General features: G+C 39.2%; 26 protein-coding genes. 12 read left to right on the top strand and 14 right to left on the bottom strand.

From position 1 onward, the window contains the following. Positions 1-33: 33 nt before the first annotated feature. Together AC27JR_RS15985 and AC27JR_RS15980 are read right to left on the bottom strand one after the other, a co-directional pair. Positions 34-477, bottom strand: coding sequence for a GNAT family N-acetyltransferase (locus AC27JR_RS15985; protein WP_487174137.1), 444 nt, complete (start codon positions 475-477; stop codon positions 34-36). 47 nt (positions 478-524) lie between these two features. Further along, entirely contained in the window at positions 525-1268 is a 744-nt protein-coding gene (locus AC27JR_RS15980) for a sporulation protein (RefSeq protein WP_008109135.1), read from the bottom strand. 309 nt (positions 1269-1577) lie between these two features. Between AC27JR_RS15980 and AC27JR_RS15975 the strand changes: the two genes are divergently transcribed. Then, entirely contained in the window at positions 1578-3149 is a 1572-nt protein-coding gene (locus AC27JR_RS15975; RefSeq protein WP_076920345.1) for a cation:proton antiporter family protein, read from the top strand. 286 nt (positions 3150-3435) lie between these two features. Then, complete coding sequence (locus AC27JR_RS15970) at positions 3436-3657, top strand: DUF3820 family protein (RefSeq protein ID WP_008109131.1); 222 nt, start codon at positions 3436-3438, stop codon at positions 3655-3657. A 107-nt stretch (positions 3658-3764) separates the two neighbouring features. Here AC27JR_RS15970 and AC27JR_RS15965 read toward each other — a convergent pair whose 3' ends face one another. The 6 genes from AC27JR_RS15965 to ilvY all read right to left on the bottom strand — a co-directional run bounded on the left by AC27JR_RS15965 (position 3765) and on the right by ilvY (position 9106). Then, positions 3765-5000 (bottom strand): ATP-binding protein, encoded by a 1236-nt coding sequence (locus tag AC27JR_RS15965; protein ID WP_487174134.1) that lies wholly within the window; start codon positions 4998-5000, stop codon positions 3765-3767. A gap of 26 nt (positions 5001-5026) precedes the next feature. Continuing rightward, a complete protein-coding gene (locus AC27JR_RS15960; RefSeq protein WP_487174133.1) occupies positions 5027-5719 on the bottom strand; it encodes a response regulator in 693 nt (230 codons plus the stop codon). Positions 5720-5733: 14 nt separating this feature from the next. After that, entirely contained in the window at positions 5734-6099 is a 366-nt protein-coding gene (locus AC27JR_RS15955; protein ID WP_487174132.1) for a DUF3019 domain-containing protein, read from the bottom strand. Positions 6100-6112: 13 nt separating this feature from the next. Next, positions 6113-6952: a MipA/OmpV family protein gene (locus AC27JR_RS15950; protein ID WP_487174130.1), complete on the bottom strand. Its 840-nt coding sequence runs from the start codon at positions 6950-6952 to the stop codon at positions 6113-6115. Positions 6953-7063: 111 nt separating this feature from the next. Next, on the bottom strand, positions 7064-8110 hold the full coding sequence (locus tag AC27JR_RS15945; RefSeq protein WP_487174129.1) for a GGDEF domain-containing protein: 1047 nt from the start codon (positions 8108-8110) through the stop codon (positions 7064-7066). Between the two features lie 90 nt (positions 8111-8200). Further along, complete coding sequence (gene ilvY, locus AC27JR_RS15940; protein WP_008109118.1) at positions 8201-9106, bottom strand: HTH-type transcriptional activator IlvY; 906 nt, start codon at positions 9104-9106, stop codon at positions 8201-8203. A 138-nt stretch (positions 9107-9244) separates the two neighbouring features. Between ilvY and ilvC the strand changes: the two genes are divergently transcribed. The 4 genes from ilvC to AC27JR_RS15920 all read left to right on the top strand — a co-directional run bounded on the left by ilvC (position 9245) and on the right by AC27JR_RS15920 (position 14974). Next, the gene (gene ilvC, locus AC27JR_RS15935) at positions 9245-10717 is read left to right on the top strand and encodes a ketol-acid reductoisomerase (protein WP_487174128.1); all 1473 of its coding nucleotides are present in this window, start codon (positions 9245-9247) and stop codon (positions 10715-10717) included. Positions 10718-10871: 154 nt separating this feature from the next. Next, positions 10872-12791 (top strand): methyl-accepting chemotaxis protein, encoded by a 1920-nt coding sequence (locus AC27JR_RS15930; protein WP_008109113.1) that lies wholly within the window; start codon positions 10872-10874, stop codon positions 12789-12791. A gap of 79 nt (positions 12792-12870) precedes the next feature. Beyond that, the gene (locus tag AC27JR_RS15925) at positions 12871-14061 is read left to right on the top strand and encodes a tetratricopeptide repeat protein (RefSeq protein ID WP_487174127.1); all 1191 of its coding nucleotides are present in this window, start codon (positions 12871-12873) and stop codon (positions 14059-14061) included. 88 nt (positions 14062-14149) lie between these two features. Continuing rightward, on the top strand, positions 14150-14974 hold the full coding sequence (locus tag AC27JR_RS15920) for a M28 family peptidase (RefSeq protein ID WP_487174126.1): 825 nt from the start codon (positions 14150-14152) through the stop codon (positions 14972-14974). Here AC27JR_RS15920 and AC27JR_RS15915 read toward each other — a convergent pair. Continuing rightward, positions 14920-15261, bottom strand: coding sequence for a GIY-YIG nuclease family protein (locus tag AC27JR_RS15915; RefSeq protein WP_487174125.1), 342 nt, complete (start codon positions 15259-15261; stop codon positions 14920-14922). The two genes, AC27JR_RS15920 and AC27JR_RS15915, sit on opposite strands and share 55 nt — an antisense overlap. A 106-nt stretch (positions 15262-15367) precedes the next feature. On the opposite strand from AC27JR_RS15915, the gene AC27JR_RS15910 reads away from it, so the two are divergent. Continuing rightward, on the top strand, positions 15368-15727 hold the full coding sequence (locus AC27JR_RS15910; RefSeq protein WP_010387969.1) for an outer membrane protein assembly factor BamE: 360 nt from the start codon (positions 15368-15370) through the stop codon (positions 15725-15727). A 52-nt stretch (positions 15728-15779) separates the two neighbouring features. Here the strand turns inward: AC27JR_RS15910 and AC27JR_RS15905 are convergent, their stop codons facing one another. Together AC27JR_RS15905 and AC27JR_RS15900 are read right to left on the bottom strand one after the other, a co-directional pair. Beyond that, complete coding sequence (locus AC27JR_RS15905; RefSeq protein ID WP_008109106.1) at positions 15780-16103, bottom strand: RnfH family protein; 324 nt, start codon at positions 16101-16103, stop codon at positions 15780-15782. After that, positions 16100-16540, bottom strand: coding sequence for a type II toxin-antitoxin system RatA family toxin (locus AC27JR_RS15900; RefSeq protein ID WP_008109104.1), 441 nt, complete (start codon positions 16538-16540; stop codon positions 16100-16102). Before AC27JR_RS15900 ends, AC27JR_RS15905 begins: the two co-directional genes overlap by 4 nt. Before the next feature lie 147 nt (positions 16541-16687). Here AC27JR_RS15900 and smpB point away from each other — a divergent pair, with 147 nt between their 5' ends. Continuing rightward, a complete protein-coding gene (gene smpB / locus AC27JR_RS15895; protein WP_008109102.1) occupies positions 16688-17167 on the top strand; it encodes an SsrA-binding protein SmpB in 480 nt (159 codons plus the stop codon). 291 nt (positions 17168-17458) lie between these two features. Then, positions 17459-20053: a TonB-dependent receptor gene (locus AC27JR_RS15890; RefSeq protein ID WP_487174124.1), complete on the top strand. Its 2595-nt coding sequence runs from the start codon at positions 17459-17461 to the stop codon at positions 20051-20053. A gap of 60 nt (positions 20054-20113) precedes the next feature. Here AC27JR_RS15890 and AC27JR_RS15885 read toward each other — a convergent pair whose 3' ends face one another. Together AC27JR_RS15885 and fadR are read right to left on the bottom strand one after the other, a co-directional pair. Further along, positions 20114-20719 (bottom strand): peroxiredoxin, encoded by a 606-nt coding sequence (locus AC27JR_RS15885; RefSeq protein WP_008109095.1) that lies wholly within the window; start codon positions 20717-20719, stop codon positions 20114-20116. Positions 20720-20953: 234 nt separating this feature from the next. Next, positions 20954-21667: a fatty acid metabolism transcriptional regulator FadR gene (gene fadR, locus AC27JR_RS15880; RefSeq protein ID WP_008109093.1), complete on the bottom strand. Its 714-nt coding sequence runs from the start codon at positions 21665-21667 to the stop codon at positions 20954-20956. 301 nt (positions 21668-21968) lie between these two features. Here fadR and nhaB point away from each other — a divergent pair, with 301 nt between their 5' ends. From nhaB to AC27JR_RS15865, 3 genes are all read left to right on the top strand, one after another. After that, positions 21969-23540, top strand: a complete 1572-nt coding sequence (gene nhaB / locus AC27JR_RS15875) for a sodium/proton antiporter NhaB (protein ID WP_487174123.1) — start codon at positions 21969-21971, stop codon at positions 23538-23540. A 115-nt stretch (positions 23541-23655) separates the two neighbouring features. Then, complete coding sequence (dsbB, locus tag AC27JR_RS15870) at positions 23656-24174, top strand: disulfide bond formation protein DsbB (protein WP_487174122.1); 519 nt, start codon at positions 23656-23658, stop codon at positions 24172-24174. Position 24175: 1 nt separating this feature from the next. Next, positions 24176-24478, top strand: coding sequence for a hypothetical protein (locus tag AC27JR_RS15865; RefSeq protein ID WP_131691390.1), 303 nt, complete (start codon positions 24176-24178; stop codon positions 24476-24478). Positions 24479-24490: 12 nt separating this feature from the next. On the opposite strand, the gene AC27JR_RS15860 is transcribed toward AC27JR_RS15865, so the two are convergent. Then, the gene (locus AC27JR_RS15860; RefSeq protein ID WP_008467316.1) at positions 24491-24784 is read right to left on the bottom strand and encodes a ComEA family DNA-binding protein; all 294 of its coding nucleotides are present in this window, start codon (positions 24782-24784) and stop codon (positions 24491-24493) included. Positions 24785-24930 lie beyond the last annotated feature (146 nt).

The raw sequence follows: 24930 nt of genomic DNA, 5'->3' as shown, positions 1-24930 counted from the left end.
CCACAAATGTGGGCCTTTTTTATTGAGAATTACCTACAGCTTTAAAATCATGTCCTGATGGGCAATCCCATCCTCTAAGTATTCATTACCAATGCACTCAAACCCAAATGAGCGATAAAAATTTAATAGGTAGGTTTGAGCGCCTATATAAATATCACGAGAAGGCCATTGGGTCTTACAGCAGTTAATAGCGTGGCTAACTAATTCTTTCCCTAAACCAGAGCTGCGCTGTGATTGAGTAACTAAAACGCGCCCTATCGCACTGTACTGTGCATCTTTTTCATAACAACGAGCATAAGCATTTACTGTTTGCCCATCGAGTGAATACAGGTGGCGAGTAGCATCTGCAATATCAACATCATCAAGTTCGGGGTAAGGACACGCTTGCTCTACAACAAATACGTCAACACGTTTACGCATAATGGCAAACAAAGTCTGGGAGTCGAGCGCTGAGAATGGCTCAGATTTAAATGCCATTAAAACACCTCTTATTATTACAGAGGCTTAATCAGCCTCTGTATTCATCAAGCAAACAGTCGCTCTAACTGATCGCATAGCTGAGATAAGTTAACATGATCATGCTCAATGGTTAAATCGACATAACCGTCACTTCTAAATGCTCTGTCTAACTCAATCAGCACATGCGTTTTATGTGCTTCAGGAATAAACGACAGTTCGATTTCTTTTATTCCAAATAAGCTACGGCTATTTGGTTGATATTCAAGCTCTTGGTAACACCCCGACACAGATTGAAAAGTAGACGCACGAAGATGCCCCTGTTCTACATCTGCTTTGACTAAACTAAAGCCAAGCTTCTCCATTGCTTGCATACAGGTTTTAACCGCTTCATTAGGATAGATGTGTAAATGGTCTTTATCTGTTGGGTCAAGTGCAAGATCAATATCAAGCCCTGTTTCTAACCACACATAAGACTGGTTATAACCGGCATTAATTTCTGTGATTGGTGTTTCTGAGTGCAAACGGGCCTCAAATGGAATCGTTTTCACTTCACCAGGCTCAACGGTACCAATATCAGTAATGCGCCACTGATCAATAACATGATTAGTAAAATAATCACCGTCCTCACTGGCTACTTTTACTCGGGTAACTAACATTAAATCTAAACCCGCAATTTCTTGACTTACATCGCCTGCGGTAATGACAATTTGTGCATTAAATAATTGTCCAGGCTGAAGATGCTCAGTTTCTAGGATAGTATCTACTTTGGCGGCACCAATGCCTACCGATGCTAAAATTTTTTTAAACATATTTTCTCCTTAAGCTAAGCAATACTTTTGTTCGCTTACGCTTAAACTCCTTCGTTATGGCATCTTAACCACATTTAAAAGCGCTTGTCAGCGAAAAACTGCTATTTACATGCTGTTTACCATAAAACTAACCACATATGTGTGTTTTTTGTACTTTACAGCCACTTTATGCCTGTATAAAGATGTTTTAGTAATCAGCTGATAAATACTCACTATCAGCCAATTAGCAGCAGTAAATAAGTAGATTAATTGTCAATAAGCATTGTTTTTCGCTACACTACAATGCCAAATGCAGTGATACTAATAACTATGGAACTAATTTATTTTGCTACCGCCTTCGTCTGCGGTTTTGGTATATATCAGCTAAAATTACCGCCACTTATCGGCTTTCTTATGGCCGGGTTTATTCTTAATTTAGCGGGCTACAAAAGCACGGAGCTACTCGAAACGATTGCCTCTTTAGGGGTCACACTGCTACTTTTTAGTATTGGCCTCAAGCTAAAAATTTCTAACCTTATGAAACCTCAAGTATGGGCTCCTGCAACTATACACATTGTTTTAAGTAGCGCATTATTTAGTGGTTTTATGTTGTTGCTTGGTGTATTTGCACTGCCGCTATTTGTTGATTTAAGCTGGCAAAGTGCGTTGTTAGTTGGCTTTGCTCTGAGCTTTTCGAGCACGGTATTTGCTGTAAAAGTGCTGGAAGAGCGTGGGGAAATGGCAAGTTTGCATGGTAAAATAGCCATTGGTATTTTGGTTATGCAAGATATATTTGCTGTGATCTTCTTAGCGGTCAGTACGGGTAAAGTACCAAACATTTGGGCCTTAGGATTAATTGTTGCGCTACCTTTGTTTCGCCCTATTATGTATTGGGTTTTAAATCGCTCTAAACACGGTGAGCTGCTGCCGCTATTTGGTTTCTTCTTTGCGTTAGTGGCAGGATATAATGCCTTTGAATTCGCAGGATTAAAGGGCGATTTAGGCGCATTGATCATTGGCATGATATTCGCCCCACACAAAAAAGCCGGTGAGCTGTCTAAGTCACTACTTAGCTTAAAAGATATATTACTGGTTGGTTTTTTCTTAAGTATTGGTTTAAGTGCTGAGCTTACTGCCCACTCTCTAGTCGTTGCCTTAATTTTAGTATTAGTTATTCCTGTTAAAACGCTGCTTTATTACATATTAACTAACTTATTTAAACTGCGTGCTCGTACTTCTTTACTCACTGCGTTTAGTTTGGCTAACTTTAGTGAGTTTGGCTTGATTGTTTGCGCAGTTGCAGCATCTAGCGGCATGGTTACCTCTGAATGGCTCGCCGTTATCGCAATTGCCGTATCCATCACATTTGTGATTGCTTCCCCTTTAAATAAACGTTCTAACGAGCTGTACGTTAAAATTGAACGGTTTTTATTGAAGTTTGAAAGTAAAACCCGCTTAGCGGAAGAGCTTCCAGTAAACTTAAATGATACCAAAATAGTTATTTTTGGTATGGGCAGAATTGGCACCGGTGCCTACGAAACAATAAACTCAACCCATCCTGATGTTGTAGCAGGTATTGATATTAAACCTGAGGTGGTTGATAAACATATAAAACGTGGGCGCAGAGTATTAATTGCTGATGCAACTGACCCCGATTTTTGGCAGCGCGTTAATCACTCCCATGTTGAAATGGTCATGTTAACTATGCCTAAGCATATGCAAAATATTTTTGCCTTAGAGCAGTTGCAGGCATCAGGCTATAAAGGGCAAGTTACAGCCATTGCTAACTATCCCGATCAGCAAAAAGAATTAGAGGATATGGGAATAGATTCTACTTATAACTTTTACTTAGAGGCTGGTAGCGGTTTTGCGGAACATGTAAAGCAAACCTTGTTTCCGTAATCGGGCTTAGATGCAAATAGATTGCATTTACATTCCTTTACATCTGAGTATTTTATTGGTCAAAAAATAAGGTAAAATGCCTGTGTTGGTTGAATAAAGCTAATACCTAAGTTTGTGTTTTATAAAAGACAAATAACGGACCCCTTGCTTTTAAATGACCAATAAGATTCTCAAATTAGAGGGCCTACTCCCTCTATCAATAGGCTGTTACTTGCCCGTTACAGCCTATTTTATTCCCTTAAAATCCCTTACACTTATCGTAATTATTTTATAAAAGATGTCAGTAATGGACCCTCAACAACTAAAAATCGCGATTAACACCATTATGCCATTTGGCAAATATGCAGGACGCCCTTTACTTTTACTGCCTGAGCCTTACTTAGTGTGGTTTAAACAGCAAGGCTTTCCTGATAGCAAGCTTGGTTCTCAGCTCGCTATGATGTACGAAGTGAAGCTTAATGGTTTAGAGCAAATGCTGATGCCACTACTAGAAAAAAATAGTAAATAAAATAGAACTTTTTTATAAGTGGTCTGTCTATCTATTTGCTACTTGTTGATTTTTTGGTTTTAAACCGCAAAAAAGCGCCTTTATGGCGCTTTTTTATTGTTTGGGTTTTAGTTGTCGAGGGTGATAATAAACTTAACCCCACCCAGTGGTGAGTCTTCAATCTTGCACTGCCCTTTATGCCAACTAATAATTTTATTTACAATTGCTAGCCCTAATCCAAACCCACCGGTTTTTTTATCACGGCTTTTATCTAAGCGGGTAAAGGGTTTAAACACTTTCTCACGTTCAGCACCGGCAATACCTGGGCCATCATCTTCAATCACCAGGAATAACTTCGCAGCGTTGGCAGTTAAACTAATATGCACATTTTGCGTAGCATGTTTCAGTGCGTTACTAATTAAATTTTGTAGTACTCGCGACATAAAATGGCTATCACATACGTAAATAAATTGACTCGGTAGCGTTGTTGTTAATTTAATAGGGGTATCAAAACTTACTTTTTCGATATTGGCTTTAATTAATGCGACGATATCACAAGGAGCCAATTGCAAACTTGGTTGCTGTGTATCTAAACGAGCGTATTCCAGCATTTCTGATACCAAGGATTCTAGCTCATGAATATCCATTTGCATATCAGATAAATAGTGCTGTGCTTTGCCATCTTGAACTTTATTCTCTAGCATCGCGATTGCAAACTTCAAACGCGCTAATGGTGTTCTGAACTCATGTGACACTGATGAGGTCAGTTCCTGTTGAGCACTCAGTAAAAACTCAATCCGTTGCTGCATTACTTGCAGTGTATCAGTGATGGGTAAAAAGAATGATTTAGATCTGTCGCTTAATTGAAAATCTTGCGCCCCACCGACGGCTTCACAGGCTTGGCTGAGCTTGGCAAAATCTCGCCATAACAGTAAGCTCCATAACCCTATCGGTAAGCTAATAATAAATAAAACTAATAAATAAGGAATTACGGTCCCAGTGTTTTTAGCTTTAACACCTAAAGGGCCGACTTGTAATAACTGAGAGTTATTTAAAGTAACATACCAAACAATACGTTGCTGCTTATCATACAAGTAAAGGTAATTATTTTGCGTTAATTGTGTTTTCTGCTCAGCCGGGAGAACTAAATCTTGCGGGGCGATAACTTGGCTATCAAAATTATGTTTTAACTGCTCAAGACCATCTGGCGTTTGAGAAAGCAGCCATAACGACTGCCCAAATTCATCATCTAACAAAACATGTTGCTCAGATTCATCATACGGCCAAAGCTGCTCTATAACACCACTGGCAATAAACAAAGAAGCAATAATATATACGTAAAGGCTTATAAATAGCTTTCCCATTAACCTAGCCTAATACCTTGCATTAATTACATGTCCCACGCATCTGATACAAATAAATAGCCTTGTCCCCACACCGTTTTAATGCGGTATGGTTTATCACTATTATCACCAAGCTTCTTGCGAATACGAGATACGCGTACATCAACGGTTCGATCTAGCCCGTCGTACTCACGGCCAATCATATGTTGGTGCACATGCTCTCGGCTGAGAACCTCTCCGGCATTTGAAGCCAACAACCACAGTAATTCAAACTCATGCGAAGTTAATACGATTTCAACACCGCTTAGCTTTACAATTCGACTGGTTTTATCTATTGATAAGTCACCAAATTTAAGCTCTTCAACGGCTTTTACGCTAGGCAGCCCACGGCGCAGTAATGCACTAATTCGAGCCAATAACACGCGCGGCTCAGCAGGTTTAATAACGTAATCGTCAGCACCGAGTTCTAAGCCAATAACTTGGTCAAAATCTTCACCCTTTGCGGTAAGCATTAAAATAGGTAAGGTGTATTTGTCGCGCACTTGACGACACACGCTAAAGCCATCTTTTCCTGGCAACATCACATCTAAAATGATTAGATCAGCATGATTTTCACTCAAATAAGGAAACACTTCGTCACCGCGATCTAATACGTCAACTTCTAAGCCATTATGCTCAAGATAGTCTTTGGTTAATTGTTGCAACCCTAAGTCATCTTCAACAAGTAATATCTTTGGCATTTACTGCTCCTAAATTAAAAAAAGCTCCAAGGTGAGCGTAGCCGATGTTTTTTCTTAGCGTATGCAGTCTGCACTTCTACTTGCACACTCGCTAATGATACACCTGTAAGGGGATTAATCAGGGAGTATATGGTCTCCACCTGAACACGCGCTTTATAACTAAGTTGCCCTTTTTTTACCCCTTGCCAACATTGCAACTGAGTATCTTGCTGGTATAAACACACATCGCTTGGCTCAGACAGTTGCCAGTTAAATTTTAACTCAAGATCACAAAATTCTTGTTGTTCGGAAACCACACAGACTTTGGGTGATACGTTAAGTGAAGAGGCTTTTGCAACGTTAATGTTGCTAAAGAATGAAGCTGCAAACACAACCAACATAAAACACTTCATATTAAAATGTATGTTCGAATCCTATAAAGGCGGTCATTGAATAGTCATGTTCAAAGAGCGGGCTGCTATCCATTGCTGAATAGTCATAATATGCTAAATGAAAACGAAGCGCGTTGGTTTTACCTAAGGGCCAACGGGCGTCGATTTTAGCATAAGGTTGCCAGCTACTACCAACTTCTATTTCACCATATGAAGATTCTGTGCTGTTTAAACCATAAAAGTAGTTATTTACTTGGGCTGATTTATAGTTAACGCCTAAGGTCGATTTAAGTTTTAACAACTTAAGATCAAAATGGTATTGCCATTGTAGCGATCCTCTGTAGCTATTATAAACACTGTTTACGTCATGCAATAATTGCGCAGAAAAAACATGTTGTTGTTTTACAAAAAAATAACTCACACCCGCATCCAACACCACTCGTCTTTTTTGAATGTTATTAATATTAATCTGGCGAGGAGATTCAATGTGTTGTGATTCTAATATTTCATTATTAGACATTGCTGTGAGCGGGAATATATTTTGCGGGTGCCAATCAATAAAAAACCTTGATTCTGGGTTAATTTCTGACACTAAGCTAATGTTATGCGTATCGCTTTGTAAAAAAGAATAACCTAAGCGACCGTTATCAAAAAACCAATTTTGGCCATAATAAGCTACTTGTGGAACCACCAACAAAGGAATGTTGTCAGCACCGTATAAAGGATTACTGATCACTCCAGCCCCTAAGCTGACACTAATCTTAAGTTCATCCGTAGAGATATGTTGCTGCGTCTGAGCAATTGCATTAGCGCTAAATAACGCCAATAAAATGCATATTTTTATTCTCAGATGTAACATCATGGAGTTATTCACTAGTTTATAAAGTGGCTTTGACCCTATAGTAGCAAGTAGTATCAGTACAAGCTCTAGAGGGTTACAATCATTAACAAATTTGATACAAACGGAACACGTTTACAAATTGGCGGCTATTTCAACTCGATTTCGACCATGAGTTTTAGCTAAATAAAGTGCTCTATCGGCTTTTTCTACTAATAAACAGCTCTTACTAAAAGGCTGCATTAGAGCTATGCCAAAACTTGCTGAGATACTACGTTTATTATTACTATCTTCTTTCTTACGGATAGTTAATTTAGCAATACTTAAGCGTAACTTATTACAAAAGATCATTGCATCATTAATGCTATCAAAGTAACCCGTGACACAAAATTCTTCACCACCGAAACGATAAGCATTGTATTGTTCTTGCACGCTATTTTGCACTTTTTGAGCAACAAGTTTGAGTACCTCATCGCCTTTTTGATGACCAAAATCATCATTAAAACGTTTAAAGTGATCGATATCGAACATTATTAACACGGCTAACTTATCTTGCTCGTCTTGTGAAGATGCATGAAGGCAAAACTCGACTATGTCGGTATCAAACTTGCCGCGATTATATAACCCCGTTAGCGAATCTTTATCAACCGCTTCTTGAGTCATAGTCAGAGCTTCTTTTAAATCTTTAATCTCATTATATGCTTGCGCTAATTTAGTTTGGAAACCACGGGCGTAATCTTGCATGGCAATAGATTCGTCTGTTAAACGCTCTACACAAGACAAAATTTCATTAAATGAGTTAATACTAGAGAGTGTTTTTAACTCATTTTGTGAGTCAACTAACGAGGTAGTAAAACTTTTTGAATACTGAATAGAGTCACTCAAATCAAACTGTACTTGCTCTACCGTACCATGAAATTTTTCAGACATTTGTTGGAAAAACGCTAATTCTTCATCGTTTATATATTTATCAAAAATTTCCTGAGCACTTTGGGCCGAGCAGGTATTGTGCTGACCGATAACTTTATCAAGCTCTGTATTTAGTTGTGGATTATCGCCCTGTACATAACAGTACCAAATCGCATAATTAATTGGCGTTACCGGCATTTTGTACTTAACCATAAGCGGAATGGCTTTTTTTAAACACTGGGCAGAATGAGCAAGTGAGGCAGTATTATCCATAATTGAAACTCTCAGACATCACAACAAAGATGTTAATAAACACATAAATATTAGCGGTTTATATTAACACTTTTTTATCATCCAACAAGCCTATATTATGTTTTCTCCCATATTTTGTGCAATATTCCAAAGCGCACTAATCGCTGGATCATTCAATTCTTTGTGTAATACCGCCAGACCAATTTTAAACCCTTGTGGTGGCTCGCCTTTGTACTGTAAAACCTGCACTTTATCGTTTAGCGGGCTATTATCAAGTACAATTTTTGGGATCATAGCCACACCTAAGCCTAAACTCACCATAGATACCATGGCTTCATGCCCAGCCACTTGCGCGTAAATTTTTCCCTGAACGTTATTTTTTCGCCACCATTGCTCCAACCTTTGACGTGAAAACCCTTTTTCAGCAACAATAAACTCAAGCTCGGACCAATCAATAGTCTCGGTGTTAGTGGCTAGTTTTTCTGTGATCGGGCATTGAATAGTGGGCGCAATTAATACCAGTGGCGAATAACCAATGTCTACAAATGCAATTTGTGCAGGTAATTTACTGGGCCTGGCTGCAATGGCCATAGATTCATGCCCATCTAACACTCGGTTAATAGCCAAAGCGGGATCGCCCGTATTTAAGGTGATTTCAATATGCTGATGCTGAGCTCTCAGTTGCTCTAAAATATGATGCAAAAAACTGTAGGACGCGGTAACTGAACAATAAAGGCTTACATTGCCATAAATGTGTTGTTGCGGCTCGTTTAAATTAGCCTTAAAACGCTGCCAATTAGTAAGCGTTGCACTGGCGTACTCCTTAAATGCAATGCCTTCGCGGGTAAGCTTTACACTGCGATTATCACGCTGAAATAACATCACCCCTACTTCATCTTCTAACTGCTTAATGTTACGGCTTAAAGTAGGAGCACTTACATGACACAACTCACTGGCACGAGAAAAATGAAGCGTTTTTGCTAACGCTAAAAAGTAATGTAAATGCTTATGATCCATGTCAACGCCCGTATTTCATTTTATGAAACACTTTAATTCAAATATATCATTTTACGCAAGAAGAGATTTTTCATATGGTTATTCCAAGCAAAGCAAACGCAATGCATCTAACAAATTGAATTAATAGGAACCTTAATCATGGCAAATTATTTTAATAGCTTACCTTTACGCGAACAATTAGCGCAATTAGCACAATGTGAATTTATGGGTGCAGACGAATTTAACGACGGCGTTGCCGCACTCAAGGGTAAAAAGTTAGTGATTGTCGGCTGTGGCGCACAGGGCTTAAATCAAGGTTTAAATTTACGTGATTCGGGTTTAAATGTAGCCTATACACTTCGTGAATCAGCAATTACTGAGCGCCGTCAATCATTTTTAAATGCATCTGACAATGGCTTTAAAGTGGGTACTTACGAAGAATTGATCCCAACAGCTGATGTTGTACTTAACCTAACACCGGATAAACAGCACACCGCGGTTGTTAATGCCATCATGCCATTAATGAAACACGGCTCAACGCTTGCTTACTCACATGGTTTTAATATTGTAGAAGAAGGTATGCAAGTACGTGAAGACATAACCGTAATTATGGTTGCACCAAAATGCCCAGGTTCCGAAGTACGTGAAGAGTATAAACGCGGCTTTGGTGTACCCACCCTCATTGCGGTTCACCCAGAGAACGACCCTCAAGGGCATGGTTTAGCGCAAGCAAAAGCTTATGCTGCAGGTACGGGTGGTCATCGTGCAGGGGTACTTAAGTCATCGTTTATCGCCGAGGTAAAATCTGACTTAATGGGTGAGCAAACCATTTTATGTGGCATGCTACAAACAGGTTCTATTTTATGTTTTGATAAGATGATTGATAAAGGGATTGATGCTGGCTATGCCTCAAAACTAATTCAATATGGTTGGGAAGTGATCACAGAAGCACTTAAGTATGGCGGCGTTACCAATATGCTTGACCGCCTATCAAACCCTGCCAAAGTCAGAGCATTTGAATTAAGTGAGCAGCTAAAAGTAATCATGCGCCCACTGTATAACAAACACCAAGATGACATAATCGATGGCACATTTTCACGGGTAATGATGGAAGACTGGGCAAATGATGACGCTAACTTATTAAAATGGCGTGCTGAAACTGCAGAAACTCATTTTGAAAAAACACCAGCAGGTGATGTAGAAATTACTGAACAAGAATTTTTTGATAACGGCATTTTAATGGTGGCCATGGTAAAAGCCGGCGTAGAGCTGGCATTTGAAACCATGACTGCAGCCGGTATTATTGCAGAATCTGCTTATTATGAGTCACTGCATGAAACGCCATTAATTGCTAATACTATTGCACGTAAAAAGCTGTTTGAAATGAATCGTACTATTTCAGATACGGCAGAATATGGTTGCTACTTATACAACCATGCATGTTTGCCACTACTACAAGAGTTTATGCAAGATATTGATACCGATGTTATTGGTAAAGGCTTAAATGAGCAAAGTAACCAAGTAGATAATCAAACATTGATTCGAATAAATACCGCACTGCGTGAACACCCTGTTGAAAAAGTGGGTGCTAAATTACGCGGCTATATGTCGGCAATGAAAAAAATAGTTTAATTCTATAACCCTAGAACTTTCACTTGTTAGAAACCAAGCCCACTTGCATTTTGCTGTGGGCTTTTTTTAATGTAAATTATTCATCAATAGCCGAAAATAAATAATGTGCTAAAATAATCCTCTCATTGCCTAAGTTGTAAATATAAGTATTATCATGACGATACAAAATCTCTCTATTACTCAAAAAATAACAGCGCTTGGAAGCATTATTGCTATTTGTGTTGCTGTATTAATTGGTTTGACGTCTTTGCATAACTCAAAGAATATTATTGAGCAACGCATGATCGAATCGGAACTACCAAGTAAACTGCAAACAATCAGTAATCATATTGGTGGGGAGATCAATGAACTTCTAGGCGCAGCACAGCAGCTTTCTGCCAATACCTTTATTTTAGATTGGGCAAACTCTGGCAACACCAATGATGCACTTTTACTCAAAGAACTCAATCGTTTGGTTGAGCAATATGATCTTGCTACCGCTTCATGGGCTAATAAGAATACCGCGCAATATTGGAACCAAGATGGCTTTTTGCGTGTTTTAAAAAATGATGCTGCAGATGGCTGGTTTTTTGCTTTTACTCAATCAAAACAACCCTACTCAATCAGTATTTATCAAGAATCTGAAAACGATGTAAAAATGTTTGTTAATCACCAGCAGCCCAATGGATTCGGCTTGGCGGGCTTAGCAAAAAGCATCACAGATATGCAAAAGCTGCTTCAACAGTTTAAAATTGAGCAGTCAGGGTTTGTATTTATTGCCGATAAAAATGGCTTAATTCAGCTACATAAAGATGCAGCTAAAGTTGCCAAGGTTAATATAGATAGTATTTACAGTGCCAATATTCATAACAAATTACTTGATGAAAACGGCTTTGCATTAGAAGAAGTAAATATTAACGGACAAGCCACGCTGATTGCTGCCACACCAATTAAAAACACCGACTTATTTGTGTTAGCTCAAGTACCAAAAAGCGAAGTTTTCGCAAGCGTAAACACTCTAGAATGGCAAATATTCACATTCACTATCATCACAGCACTTATCGCAAGCGTGATCAGTTACTTATTAGCTCGTTCTTTAGCCTCACCGTTATCAAAAATGGCGGAGTTGTTTTCTCGTTTAGGACGTGGCGATGCTAATTTAGCTTATCGCCTACCTACATCACCTCAACCTGAACTCAATAATTTAACGTCGGGCTTTAACCAATTTATTGAAAAAATAGAAACCGCCATTGTACAAGTAGCTGATGAAAGCCATGGTATTCGTCAAAGCTCTGATCATGTCTTTGCGCAAGCAAAACAAAACTCGTTAGCGTTGGATAAACAAAAAGAGCAAACCATTTCGGTTGCTGCAGCGATTAATGAAATGGGCGCTACGGTGCAAGAAATAGCACAAAGTGCCGCTAATGCTGCTAAGTTAACCAACGATAGCCGCGATAATACCAAACAAAGTCATCAGCAAGTATTACAGAGCCAAACGACAATCTCAGCCCTTGCCAGCGACATTGATGGTATTACCGAGCAAGTTGCTTTGCTTTCTAAAAAAACCATTGATATTGCAAGCATAGTGGATTCAATTAGAGGGATTTCAGAGCAAACCAACTTGCTGGCACTTAATGCAGCCATTGAATCTGCACGCGCTGGTGAACATGGTCGAGGGTTTGCAGTCGTTGCTGATGAAGTAAGAGCACTGGCGAATCGTACATCACAGTCAACCACTGAAATACAATCAATGATTGAAGAGCTCACTCAAATTTCAGATGATGTTGTAAATGATATTAGCCAATCAAAGAATAAAGCCCAACAAAGCGTCAGCGCAATGCAAAGCTCGGTTGAGTTACTTAATACGATTACTGAAACAGCAAATGAAATTAACGACATGGCAACTCTAATAGCCACCGCTACCGAACAACAAAGTAGCGTAGTAAATGATGTGGGTCGAAGTATTGAGCAAATTAGTGAGATCAGTGATAAATCAATGAGTGAACAAATCAATACTGAACAAGCAATTCGTGATTTAGCCACCAGCGCACAAACACTTGATGCACTAGTGGCCACATTTAACCAGCAGCGTTAAATAGTTTGTTACGTTAAAAAATAACCTCTGTACCAAATAGCCACTATACTTACAGTGTGTTTTTTGTACAGAGGTGTATATGAGTGCTGTTCAAGGTAAACATTACTTACTAGCTGCTTGTTTGCTCAGTTTAAGTGCGTGTAGCACCACAGATAACGCCAATATAAGTGTGCCAATCCCTATTATTGCTCCCCCAATGCAACTACAACAGCAGCTTGTAGAGTCTGAGCAACAAATATTTCAACTCGACCATAGCCTCAAACAACAGTTAAGTGCTTATGTACAAACGCGAAAATCTGCTGACGAAATTGCCTATAGTGTACTTAGTTTTTTACTCACAAATGGTGATAACTCACTATCTTATCAATCTACCAGCACACAAACAGCGTCTCAAAGCTATCAAAATTTAAATGCTAACTGCCTTTCCCTCTCTATTTTAGCGTATAGCTTAGCCGAACATTTAGGCCTTAAGGCCCGCTTTCAAAAAGTACATATTCCAGAATACTGGGCGTTAAACCAAGGGTTTAATTTACTCACTGGGCATATCAACCTGGCCATAGACAATAAAACGAAGCTCAAAGACAGCTCACTTGTTTATCAGCGTAATCAACGTTTAATCATTGATTTTGACCCCAATAGCCGACAAGCTCGTTTTGCAACATCATCGTTATCAAAAAAGCGAGTAACCGCCATGTTTTATAATAATAAAGGCGGTGAGGCATTGGTTAATAAACACTATGATTTAGCGTATAGTTATTTTAAAGCAGCAATCAATACCGATTCCTCATTTAGTGCCAGTTGGGGAAATCTAGGGGTACTCTTTAAACAATTAGGTGATTTAAAGCAAGCGGAGGAAATGTACCGCTATGCCATTGCCTTAAACGCTGATAATAATACTGCGCAAGGTAATTTAGCATTATTATATAAACTCACAGATAGAGTAGCCGAAGGCGATAAGCTATTAGCAGAGCTTGACAGACAGCGCCAAACTAACCCTTATTATCATATATCGCTTGGTAACAGTGACTATGTAAGTGGTGACTATACAAACGCGATTAGCCATTATAAAAAAGCAAACGCTATGTCACCAACCTTACATGAAAGTCACTTTGGACTAGCCCGCAGTTACTTTGAATTAAATAATATAACTAAAGCGGAGTTTCATTTGCGTAAAGCTAGAAAAAAAGCAGAATTTGTTCATGAAAAGCAGCGCTATGACAATAAGCTCATTGCATTAAAATCACTCACTGCTAAGGCGAATCATTATTAAATTATTTAGCTTAACATGTGTCGTACTTTTTATAAGTTGGAGCGGACTTTGTAAACAGATTGAGCCACAATTATTAACTGATTTAACTATGTTAACCAGCCCAGAATTGGCTGGTAGAAAAACGAATAGTCATGCTGCCTTGCTCACTAGGGAGTATTTAAAAACACGCTTCAAAGAGCATCAACTCATAGTAAGTGAACAACCTTTTACTTATTCCTCAGGGCTGTTTTCTAGCGCACAAGGCGTTAATATTATTGCTACTAATACAGTAAAAGATTTACCTGTTATTGTTATTACTGCGCATTATGATCATTTAGGCCTAAAAGCGGGGAAATTACACCCTGGCGCTAACGATAACGCCTCGGGTGTTGCCGCATTGCTGTATTTATCGCATGCGCTAACGGCCTCTTCCTCTTACCGCTTTATGTTTGTTGCAACAGACGCTGAAGAAAATGGCTTACACGGCAGTGAGCACTTTGCTAAAACAATGCGCCAGCTCCCTATTATTTTAAATATTAACCTAGATATGTTGGCAATTAAAAAATCGCATAAACGGTTATACGCGCTAACAAGTCGCGCCTTAAAAAGCCAACTTAACTTAGTATTTACTCAGATTAAGGGTAACAAAGTGAAATTAAAACCTGTTTATTCATCACGAAAAATGAGCCTGCTCACCAACACGAAACAAATAGATTGGCACAGAGCCAGTGACCATTATTCGTTCGCTAAACAAAAAATTCCGTATGTGTACTTTTCTATGGGGGCAGATAACTTCCATCATAGTGCTAAAGATACGCTCGAAAATATAAACACTCCCCTCTATCAAGAAGCCGTATTGCTAATTGAGGCATTTATTAATCAGCTTCTGACAAGCCCTGTGGTATTAAGCCCCCCTTTAAAAGCAGCAACATAAGCCTCTTTTTTTGCCCTTGGAAGTTTTTTAATCGCATACTCTAATTTGCTTGCGTCGCTTTTAGTACCTACTTGTTGTTGATGAATGAGCACCAGCGGCCCTTTACCTTTGAGGTTTTTTGCCCCTTTACCTGCTTGGTGAGTGGCGATACGTCGTGTTACATCAACCGTAATGCCGGTATACCAATGACCAAACCGTGTTTGCACAATATAAAGTGACCAAATAGCCGGTTTATTTTTACTATTGCTCAACTCATTGTTTAAACTTTTTTGATTATTAATGGTCAAAACCTCGCCTTTACGCGCTAAACAAAAACAATTACTCAAAAGGGTTTTACCTTGAGTGACTAATCGGTATCATGCAGATTATAAAAAATAAGGATCACAACTAACAATGCAGTCGTTAAAAACTTTTTCTCTTTGGCTTATCGTCGCTTTAACGCTTAGTTCAGCCGCAGGTTGTTCTAGCTGGGTATACCGAATCAACATCCCTCAAGGTAACTTTTTAGAACAATCAGACGTTGATAAGCTTCGCGTTAATATGACTCGCGAACAAGTAATTTACGTATTAGGCAGACCCATTGCCGAAGACGCCTTCGATAAAAATACTTGGCGTTATGTATACAGCTTTAATAAAGGGCGAGCTAATGAACAATTTAAATCATTAGTCTTAAACTTTGAAAATGAAAAGCTGGTTACGGTATCGGGCGACTATGAGCAACCAGAAAACTTTACAACACCTTTAGAGCAATAAGAAGCTATTAAGGTTTAATAAAAAAGGTGAGCATGGCTCACCTTTTTTGTATCTAACGATCTAACGGCCGGCCACCTGTTACTTTATTAGCGCGGCCCTCTTCTTTGGCTTTTTCGGCGCGTTTCCTGCGAGCATCTTTAGGGTCGGCAATTAATGGGCGGTAAATTTCAATCCTGTCGCCATCTTTAAGCTCATGATTAAGCTTTACCGTTCTGTTCCATACGCCTAAAGTTAAATCGGTTGCATCAATCTCAGGGCACTTTTTGATAATCCCTGACTGTATTACCGCTTGCTCAGCCGTTGTGCCTTGCAGCACTTCTATATTTAACGTGGTTGCCTTAGTGGGTAACGCGAACACAACTTCAATATTGATCATGCACGTTCTCCATACACGGTTTTTGCACGTTGAGTAAACGCACTCACCATGTTTTTTGCCACATCATTAAAAATTTTACCAAACGCTAGCTCTATTAGCTTGCTTGAAAACTCAAAGTCTAGCTGTAAATTAACCTTACACGCATGCGTATCTAATTGCTGAAAGTGCCAGCGACCTTGCAGGGTTTTAAAAGGACCATCAACCAAGCGAAGCATCACTGTTTGCTCATCAATTAGCGTATTTTCAGTGGTAAACCATTTTTTTATGCCGGCTTTAGATATTTCTAAACTAGCGGTCATGTTATTATCATGCTGCTTAATAATTTTTGAGTCTGAACAATTAGGTAAAAACTGTGAATAGGCTTCTACATCATTGACTAGATCAAACATCTCTTTAGTGCTGTACATAACCAGCGCGCTTTTTTCTATTTGTGGCATACTCACTCCCAACTGTGTGCAGGAATTTTAGCAAGCTTTGTCCGTTTCCCCAAACTTTCATCGCGCTTAAATTAATCCTTCGCTTTTGCATGTATAATTTAAAAAATCGATGTAAAACATCTTGTATAACGTATATTATAGGGCACTATGGCTAAGAAAAATTCATCAAAATCGACAAGTAATACCATCGCGCTAAATAAAAAAGCGCGACACGAGTATTTTTTACACGACAAGTTTGAAGCAGGTGTTGAACTCCAAGGCTGGGAAGTAAAAAGTATCCGAGCAGGTAAAGTAAATATCTCTGAAACTTATATTCATCTTAAAAACGGTGAAGCATTTTTATTAGGCAGTACCATTCAGCCTTTAAATAGTGCATCGACCCATGTTATTTGTGACCCGCTACGTTACCGTAAATTACTACTAAGCAGGCGTGAACTCGACCGCTTAGTTGGTGCAACTGAGCGTGATGGTTATTCATTAGTTGCCACCGCTATGTATTGGAAAAAATGCTGGGTGAAGCTTGAATTCCATTTAGCTAAAGGTAAGAAAATGCATGACAAACGTGAAGACGGTAAAAATAAAGATTGGTCCCGTGAAAAAGAACGTTTAATGAAACATAAAGTTTAAATAAAAACGCCTAACATGATGTTAGGCGTTTTTTTTGATTAAACTTCTAGCAAAATACAAATTATTACAAATTAAAGTTGCTCGGTGATTTATTTTTAAATAATGAGAAAAACACTCTCCAGCAGCAGATAGCAAGTATCCCATCGTTTTCCTTCATTGAGAAAATCAGTACATATTCGTGCCGATAACAAAATCATCTTTGCGGCTAATTGATAACACTTAAGTTACATGGTATTAATAATTCGACTTGTAAAAACAAGTAAATTATAACATATCAACAAGGACTTAAGGATGAAGCAATCAATTGCATTTACACCGAGCTTAATCATCGGTGCTACTATCGCATTGTCAGCAGGTTTTAGTACAACAACTTATGCTGCACAGCAGACTGCAGAAAAAGTAGAACGTATTCAAGTAACAGGCTCTCGTATCAAACGTTCGGATATCGAAGGCCCATCGCCAGTACAATCCATCAATAAAGAAGATATCGAAAACATGGGTTATGACAACCTACAGCAGCTTCTTGAAAGAATGCCTGTTGCAGGTAATGGTACCTTTTCAACCCGTGGTAATAACCAAGACTCAACCGCTAATGGTTCAGCTGCCGTCAGCCTTCGTGGCTTAGGGGCTGATGCTACATTGGTACTTATTAATGGTCGTCGTGTTGCTATAAGCGCATTTGCTGAAGGGATCACCAATTCATTTGTTGATATAAACAGTATTCCTGTTTCAGCCATCGAACGTATTGATATTTTAAAAGATGGCGCATCTGCAATCTATGGCTCTGATGCCGTAGCAGGTGTTGTAAACGTTATCTTGAAAAAAGACATTGACGGTGTTGAAGTTAACTTAGGTTATGGCGGCACAGATGGCCCCAACTATGAAGAAACCACAGCCAGCATTGTTTGGGGTACGACGAGTGCAAAAAGTAGTGCGTCCGTTATTATTGACTACTTCAAAAACACCTCTTTATCATCAAACGAAATGGGGCGCTTAGGTACCGCTAATCAATCTCCATATGGTGGTGAAGATTTCCGTTCATCACGTGGCTTCCCGGGCTACTTCTATGTTGATGGCGTTAAAACAATCGACCCTGCATGTCCTGCAGAAAACGCAACATCAAGCGGTAGTTGTTTATTTGACTATGGCCCATTCGGCTATATTGCTCCTGCATCAGAACGTGTGGGCGCTATTTCACAATTTGAATACCGCTTTGACAATGGCATTACTGGCTTTTTAGAAATGGCTGTACAGCATAACAGTTCAGTTGCAGCAGGTGCACCAACGCCACTTGATGAAGATGCGGGTTTAACCGTACCAGGAAATCATCCAAATAATCCATTCGGTCAAGATATTGAAATTGGTCGTTACAGAACAGTGGATGCAGGCGCGCGTCAATGGGATATCGAATCAGACACATTACGTTTCGTTGCTGGTTTAAAAGGTGAAATTAACGACTGGAGCTGGGAAACAGCGGTACAAAAAGGTCGTAGTAAGTCATTACAAACTGGGGATCGCTCACAAGGCTGGGTACGCACCGACTTCTTACAACAAGAAATTGATGCGGGTAACTACAACCCATTTGGCGGCACTTACAACGATCCGGCTGTAATTGATAGAATCACAACCAGCTTGGTTCGCCAAGGTGAATCTCATATGACGTCGTTCGATGCTAACATTTCGGGTGAAGCATTTAGCTTTGGTGACGATGTTGTCATGATGGCGGCCGGTATTGAGTACCGTGAAGAAGACGTAACTGATACGCCTGATGATCAATTTCAACGTGGATTAATCTTTGGTACCGAGTCTGTTTCAGCTGCCGCAGAGCGCGACCAGTACGCTGCCTATGTAGAGTTTTCAATTCCACTTGCGGAAAACTTAGAGTTACAACTTGCTGGCCGTTACGATGATTACAGTGACTTTGGCACTACGACAAACCCTAAAGTCGCTTTACGCTGGGCACCTACAGATGAAATCACAGTACGTGGTTCATGGGCGCAAGGCTTCAGAGCACCGTCACTTGCACAAGTAGGTTTAGGACCATCTCAGGAAAGTCAGTTCTTTATTGATAACTATCGCTGTGATGCAACAGGTAAAGATTGTGATCCGCTAGATTACAACATTGAATTTGCCGGTAACCCTGATTTAGAAGCTGAAGAATCTGAATCTTGGAACGTCGGCTTTATTTGGGCACCCACAACTGACTTTGGTTTAAGTGTTGATGTGTGGAGTATCACTCAAGATAATAAAATTGATGAGCAAGAGTTTGGTCCAATTTACAACTCAGAGTGTAATAACCAAAATAGTACGGTATGTGTACGCTTACCACCATCAGGTACTGACAGCCTAGGAACTATTCAAAAGATTTTCAGTACTTTTGAAAATGTATCATCACAAGAAGTTTCTGGCGTTGATATTTCAGCAAACTACAATCATTCACTGGATGATTTAGGCTTACTAAAATTCAATTTAGAATGGGCTTACCAAGATAAATTTGAAAAAGATGGCCGCGATTACACTGGTGAATATGGTTACCCAGAGCACCGCTGGATTTTCTCAACAAACTGGGAAATAGGTCAATTCAACACGAACATGAACATTAGTTACGTGGGTGAGTTTGAAGATACGCCGGATATCGATTTCGATGGCAACTTAGACTTCGATAGTAATACATCGCGTACTGTTGATTCTCAAGTATTGGTAGATTTACAAACATCATACCGTATTACTGAGTCAGCAAAAATATCTTTAGGTGTTAATAACTTATTTGATGAAGAGCCACCATTTGCAATTGGTGACGGTGATTCAGATCTGTATGGTTACGCATCAGGTGTACACAACCCTCGCGGTCGTTACATTTACACTAAAGTGAGCTTTTCGTTCTAATTAAAAGCAATAAAAAACCGCCAATATGGCGGTTTTTTTATCTTAAACTAAAGGGCTAAATTATAGCTCGCCTTCGTTTTCAGATAAGAATTTAGCGACGCCTTCAGGGCTTGCATCCATTCCTTTTTTACCTTCAGTCCAACCAGCAGGACATACTTCGCCGTGCTCGCTGTGGAATGCTAGTGCATCAACCATACGGATCATTTCGTCGATGTTACGACCAAGTGGTAAATCGTTCACTACTTGGTGACGTACGTTACCTTCTTCGTCGATTAGGAAAGAACCACGAAATGCAACGCCCGCTTCTGGGTGCTCAACGTCGTATGCTTTACAGATTTCGTGTTTAACGTCTGCAACTAGTGCGTATTGAACTTTACCAATACCGCCGTCTGCTACAGCCGTGTTACGCCATGCGTTGTGTGAGAATTGTGAATCGATAGAAACACCAATTACTTCTACACCACGTTTTTGAAATTCTGCATAACGCTTATCAAAAGCAATAAGCTCAGAAGGACATACAAAAGTGAAATCTAGAGGGTAGAAAAAGATTACTGCTTTTTTACCTTTGATTTTTTCGTGAAGGTTATAGCTATCTACAATCTCACCGTTACCTAGAACAGCTGCAGCGGTAAAGTCTGGTGCCTGGCGGCCTACTAATACACCCATTTTATTCTCCAAATATTTTGAGTTTATTGTCAATTGCATACGCAATACTGATAGTAATATGGGCGCTAATTTATAAATTACAATAGCAACCATATATAATTGATGATTATTCTATGGCTATCAAAAATAAATTAACAATCGTATTTATAGATAGCACCGTTCTAAAATAACGAACGCTTAACTAATGAACGGATTTTTATTCATAAAAAAACCTGCTTAAAGCAGGTTTTTTTACTAATCCATAATGTCGCTAGGCATATCACCACGAATATGTTGCCATATTTCACCGGTTTGATGACCATACTTACGCATCATGAATATTGCACCATCGTGCTCTTTATTTTCAGCAAGTTTGGTTAAATCTTTATAGAATTGACGTGCAAGCTCACGGGTGCGAGGATCTGAAAAGTAATGACAACCTATTTTAGAATAAAAGCCTTTGAAACCATTAAGGATCAGCACATAAATGCGGTTGTTACCAGCGACAGCTAACTCATGGTGTACTTTATAGTCATAATCAGCAAACGCTTGCGCGCTGTCTTCTAGCTCATCACTTTGCGATAAAATTTCAATAACACGTTCTGGTGCAAGCTTTATAGCTGCACGGGTGTAAATTGCGCTAATGTTGGTGCGTGCTGAAAGTAACTGATCGGTTAACTCTGGCATTTTGTCTTCGTCTAAACGTGCCAGTGTTTCAAGAATGTTTAATCCTGACGTTTCCCAAAAATTATTAACGCGAGTGGGTTTACCATGTTGGATTGTTAACCAACCGTCTCTGGCTAATCGTTGTAACACTTCACGCAATGTGGTTCTAGTAACACCAATTAACTCTGAGAGTTCACGCTCAGCTGGCAGAATTGAACCTGGAGGAAAATCACCATTCCAGATTGACTCTACTATGTACTCCTCAGCAAATCCTGCTGGGCTTTTCGCTTTAAAAATTCTCATTCAATTCCTACTCGAATTAATTCACATTACATCGCTACATACGATTAACTGACTGATTGTACCAGACAAGACGCAACTAACAAGTAAAGTAAGTTAAATTACCTAGGTATGTGATTAAAAAGGTAACTTTACTTGTATTATTTACCAGTTTTACCGATAGATTTTAAACACAATATGAATGCCAACCTATTATTCATACGAGACACTTTGACTATCATTCCATAGTTGTTTACACCCTCTATAAGCTGGACTAACTTAATGGCATTAACCAGACTATTAAGCGCCTCTTTAGGGAAAAATCATGCAACAGAGCATCCCATCTGCAATGTTTATAAATTTTTTAGGTAAAGCTCCTCAATGGTATAAATATACCATTATTGCATTTTTGATAATTAACCCGCTACTATTTCAATTAAGTCCCTATTTATCTGGTTGGGTATTAGTTATTGAGTTTATTTTTACACTGGCCATGGCACTTAAGTGTTACCCATTGCAGCCGGGAGGGCTGCTTGCTATTGAGGCGCTATTAATTGGCATGACATCAACGGCGCAAGTTGAACATGAGATAGCGCAGAATTTAGATGTACTTTTATTGCTAATTTTTATGGTGGCCGGTATTTACTTCATGAAAGATCTGCTGCTGTATATTTTTACCAAACTAGTGGTCTCTGTGAGAAGTAAAACTCTTTTATCGCTTGCTTTTGCAATGGCTGCGGCGTTTCTATCTGCATTTTTAGATGCATTAACCGTAATGGCCGTGGTGATTGCAGTGGCTATGGGTTTTTACAGTATTTACCATAAGGTAGCCTCAGGAAAAGACTTCATTAGTGAACACGATATTAATGATGATAACCAAGTAAAAGAAGTTAACCGACAAGAGCTTGAAGAATTCCGTGCGTTTTTACGCAATTTACTCATGCATGCTTCCATTGGTACTGCACTAGGTGGCGTATGTACTATGGTTGGTGAACCACAAAATTTAATTATTGCCGAACGAGCTAGTTGGCTCTTTGGTGAATTTTTTTTACGAATGCTACCAGTTACGTTTCCCGTACTTATCGCAGGCTTATTCACTACCTTTATATTAGAAAAAACAAAAACCTTTGGCTACGGCGCTAAATTACCAGAAACAATCCATGCTATTTTAAAAAACCATGCACAAACTCTTGATAAAAAACGCAGCAAACGCGATAGAGTTAATTTAACCATTCAAGCATTAATTGCCATATGGTTAATTACTGGCTTAGCGTTACATTTAGCCACTGTTGGATTAATTGGTTTGTCAGTTATTATTTTAGCCACATCATCGGCTGGTATAATAGAAGAGCACCAACTTGGTAAAGCTTTCGAAGAAGCCCTTCCCTTCACCGCATTGCTTTGTGTGTTTTTTAGTGTGGTTGCAGTAATCATTGATCAGCAACTATTTACTCCTGTCATTACTTGGGTGCTAACATTTGAAGGACAATTACAGTTGGTGATGTTTTTTGTTGCCAACGGATTGCTTTCTATGGTCAGTGACAACGTATTTGTGGGTACAGTGTATATAAATGAAGTAGCGGCAGCACTTAAAGCCGGCCAAATTACCCGTGACCAGTTTGATTTATTAGCGGTTGCTATAAACACTGGCACCAATTTGCCTAGTGTCGCCACACCAAATGGTCAAGCGGCATTCTTATTCTTGCTTACATCAACACTGGCACCGGTATTACGCCTATCTTATGGTCGAATGGTATATATGGCTTTACCCTACACATTTGTGCTTACCTGCGTTGGCCTTAGTGCCACTTACCTAGGCTTAAGCGATTTAACCAGTTTATTTTACAAGTTCGAATTAATACAGCACCATATTCCTGTTGCTAATACAGGGCATTAAAATCTTCCCCTTCTTAGAGGAGCTAAAGACTTTAAGCTCCTCACTTTTTCCTTTTACTTGCCCCGTTGTTTATCCTACGTCATAATCTAAGCCCTTATTTAAATACGGATTTGTTATGAACTGGCTTGCTAATCTTAGTACACAACGTACCCCCTGGTTACTATTTAGTGGAATTGTTTTTCTACTGGAAGTTACTGCCCTTTTCTTTCAATACAACATGGGTTTAGCGCCGTGCATTATGTGTATTTACCAGCGCACTGCGGTATTAGGCCTACTTTTTGCAGGTATTATTGGAGCCAGTAAACCAAACAATCTCGTAGTACGTATTGTTGCCTATATAGTATGGGCAGTTTCAAGTGTATGGGGGCTACTTATTGCTCGTGAGCACATTGAAATGCAAACAACCACAGATCCATTTGCATTTAGCTGTGAATTTGAACCAAATTTTCCAGAATTTATGCCATTACATCACTGGATACCGCAATTTTTTGAAGCAACCGGTGATTGCGGAAACATAGATTGGCAATTTGCAGGTTTAAGTATGCCAGCATGGATGGAAGTTATTTTTGTACTCTTTACCGCCACACTCTTTATATTAGTGGCCAGCCGATTAATTACTAAAAAGTCACTTTAATATGTTTACTTTTTTTTCAAGCCAAGTTGATGAGCTTAAACACTTGAAAGTTCGTCAGCGACAAACTGTTATAGCTATCTCTTTAAGCATGCTATCGCCCAGTGATAGGGTCTTCATACGCATAGTGAAGCTGATGCTGTTGAGCCCATTTTTTTTAATATTCACTTTATTTGAAGGGTGGTTACTGGTGCCTTTTTTAATTGTGGCTGGGTTGAGTTATCCGCTACTAACGGCCCCAGTAGATGTTAATTTTGCTAAAAAGCATCTTGCTGCTGCCTTAAAACAGTTTGATCAGGGCGCATAGCGCCCTATTAATTTAAAACGCCACCTTACCATCGAGTTTGGCTAGCATTTTTTTACCCACCCCTTTTACTTTAGCTAGATCTTCAAGTGATGTGAAATCACCATTAGTTTCTCTGTAGTCGAGAATTGCCTGTGCTTTTTTCTTACCAACACCCGGCAACTTAATTAATTGCTTCAAATCAGCAGTATTAACGTTAACCATGGCTGACTGCATCTGCTCTGATAGCATATCGCTTTGCGCAAAAGTGGTACCCATAGGTAATAAACATAAAGCGGCTGCTAACGAGATTATTTTAATTAATTTCATACTATTTCCTTTTGTGTTCCTACATGAACATTCGTTGATTATTTACACCCAGCACTTTTAAATAACTTTGTGGTTACTAAGTGCTAAAGGTAACAAACACTCCTTGCGACTCCTTTACTGCTGCGCGTTATAAAGTGACTTAATAA

It is taken from the genome of Pseudoalteromonas sp. NH0006-26, assembly GCF_057552415.1.
This window is presented reverse-complemented; position numbering and strand designations above follow the sequence as displayed.

Excerpts from the sequence above, each read along its gene's own strand:
- AC27JR_RS15890 (WP_487174124.1), top strand. The coding sequence starts at position 17,459 with ATGAAGCAATCAATTGCATTTACACCGAGCTTAATCATCGGTGCTACT.
- AC27JR_RS15975 (WP_076920345.1), top strand. The coding sequence starts at position 1,578 with ATGGAACTAATTTATTTTGCTACCGCCTTCGTCTGCGGTTTTGGTATA.
- AC27JR_RS15970 (WP_008109131.1), top strand. The coding sequence starts at position 3,436 with ATGGACCCTCAACAACTAAAAATCGCGATTAACACCATTATGCCATTT.
- ilvC (WP_487174128.1), top strand. The coding sequence starts at position 9,245 with ATGGCAAATTATTTTAATAGCTTACCTTTACGCGAACAATTAGCGCAA.
- AC27JR_RS15865 (WP_131691390.1), top strand. The coding sequence starts at position 24,176 with ATGTTTACTTTTTTTTCAAGCCAAGTTGATGAGCTTAAACACTTGAAA.
- AC27JR_RS15905 (WP_008109106.1), bottom strand. The coding sequence starts at position 16,103 with ATGATCAATATTGAAGTTGTGTTCGCGTTACCCACTAAGGCAACCACG.
- nhaB (WP_487174123.1), top strand. The coding sequence starts at position 21,969 with ATGCAACAGAGCATCCCATCTGCAATGTTTATAAATTTTTTAGGTAAA.
- AC27JR_RS15910 (WP_010387969.1), top strand. The coding sequence starts at position 15,368 with ATGCAGTCGTTAAAAACTTTTTCTCTTTGGCTTATCGTCGCTTTAACG.
- AC27JR_RS15930 (WP_008109113.1), top strand. The coding sequence starts at position 10,872 with ATGACGATACAAAATCTCTCTATTACTCAAAAAATAACAGCGCTTGGA.
- AC27JR_RS15860 (WP_008467316.1), bottom strand. The coding sequence starts at position 24,784 with ATGAAATTAATTAAAATAATCTCGTTAGCAGCCGCTTTATGTTTATTA.
- AC27JR_RS15955 (WP_487174132.1), bottom strand. The coding sequence starts at position 6,099 with ATGTTGGTTGTGTTTGCAGCTTCATTCTTTAGCAACATTAACGTTGCA.
- AC27JR_RS15945 (WP_487174129.1), bottom strand. The coding sequence starts at position 8,110 with ATGGATAATACTGCCTCACTTGCTCATTCTGCCCAGTGTTTAAAAAAA.
- AC27JR_RS15980 (WP_008109135.1), bottom strand. The coding sequence starts at position 1,268 with ATGTTTAAAAAAATTTTAGCATCGGTAGGCATTGGTGCCGCCAAAGTA.
- dsbB (WP_487174122.1), top strand. The coding sequence starts at position 23,656 with ATGAACTGGCTTGCTAATCTTAGTACACAACGTACCCCCTGGTTACTA.
- AC27JR_RS15925 (WP_487174127.1), top strand. The coding sequence starts at position 12,871 with ATGAGTGCTGTTCAAGGTAAACATTACTTACTAGCTGCTTGTTTGCTC.
- fadR (WP_008109093.1), bottom strand. The coding sequence starts at position 21,667 with ATGAGAATTTTTAAAGCGAAAAGCCCAGCAGGATTTGCTGAGGAGTAC.
- AC27JR_RS15960 (WP_487174133.1), bottom strand. The coding sequence starts at position 5,719 with ATGCCAAAGATATTACTTGTTGAAGATGACTTAGGGTTGCAACAATTA.
- AC27JR_RS15965 (WP_487174134.1), bottom strand. The coding sequence starts at position 5,000 with ATGGGAAAGCTATTTATAAGCCTTTACGTATATATTATTGCTTCTTTG.
- AC27JR_RS15920 (WP_487174126.1), top strand. The coding sequence starts at position 14,150 with ATGTTAACCAGCCCAGAATTGGCTGGTAGAAAAACGAATAGTCATGCT.
- AC27JR_RS15985 (WP_487174137.1), bottom strand. The coding sequence starts at position 477 with ATGGCATTTAAATCTGAGCCATTCTCAGCGCTCGACTCCCAGACTTTG.
- ilvY (WP_008109118.1), bottom strand. The coding sequence starts at position 9,106 with ATGGATCATAAGCATTTACATTACTTTTTAGCGTTAGCAAAAACGCTT.
- AC27JR_RS15950 (WP_487174130.1), bottom strand. The coding sequence starts at position 6,952 with ATGATGTTACATCTGAGAATAAAAATATGCATTTTATTGGCGTTATTT.
- AC27JR_RS15900 (WP_008109104.1), bottom strand. The coding sequence starts at position 16,540 with ATGCCACAAATAGAAAAAAGCGCGCTGGTTATGTACAGCACTAAAGAG.
- smpB (WP_008109102.1), top strand. The coding sequence starts at position 16,688 with ATGGCTAAGAAAAATTCATCAAAATCGACAAGTAATACCATCGCGCTA.
- AC27JR_RS15885 (WP_008109095.1), bottom strand. The coding sequence starts at position 20,719 with ATGGGTGTATTAGTAGGCCGCCAGGCACCAGACTTTACCGCTGCAGCT.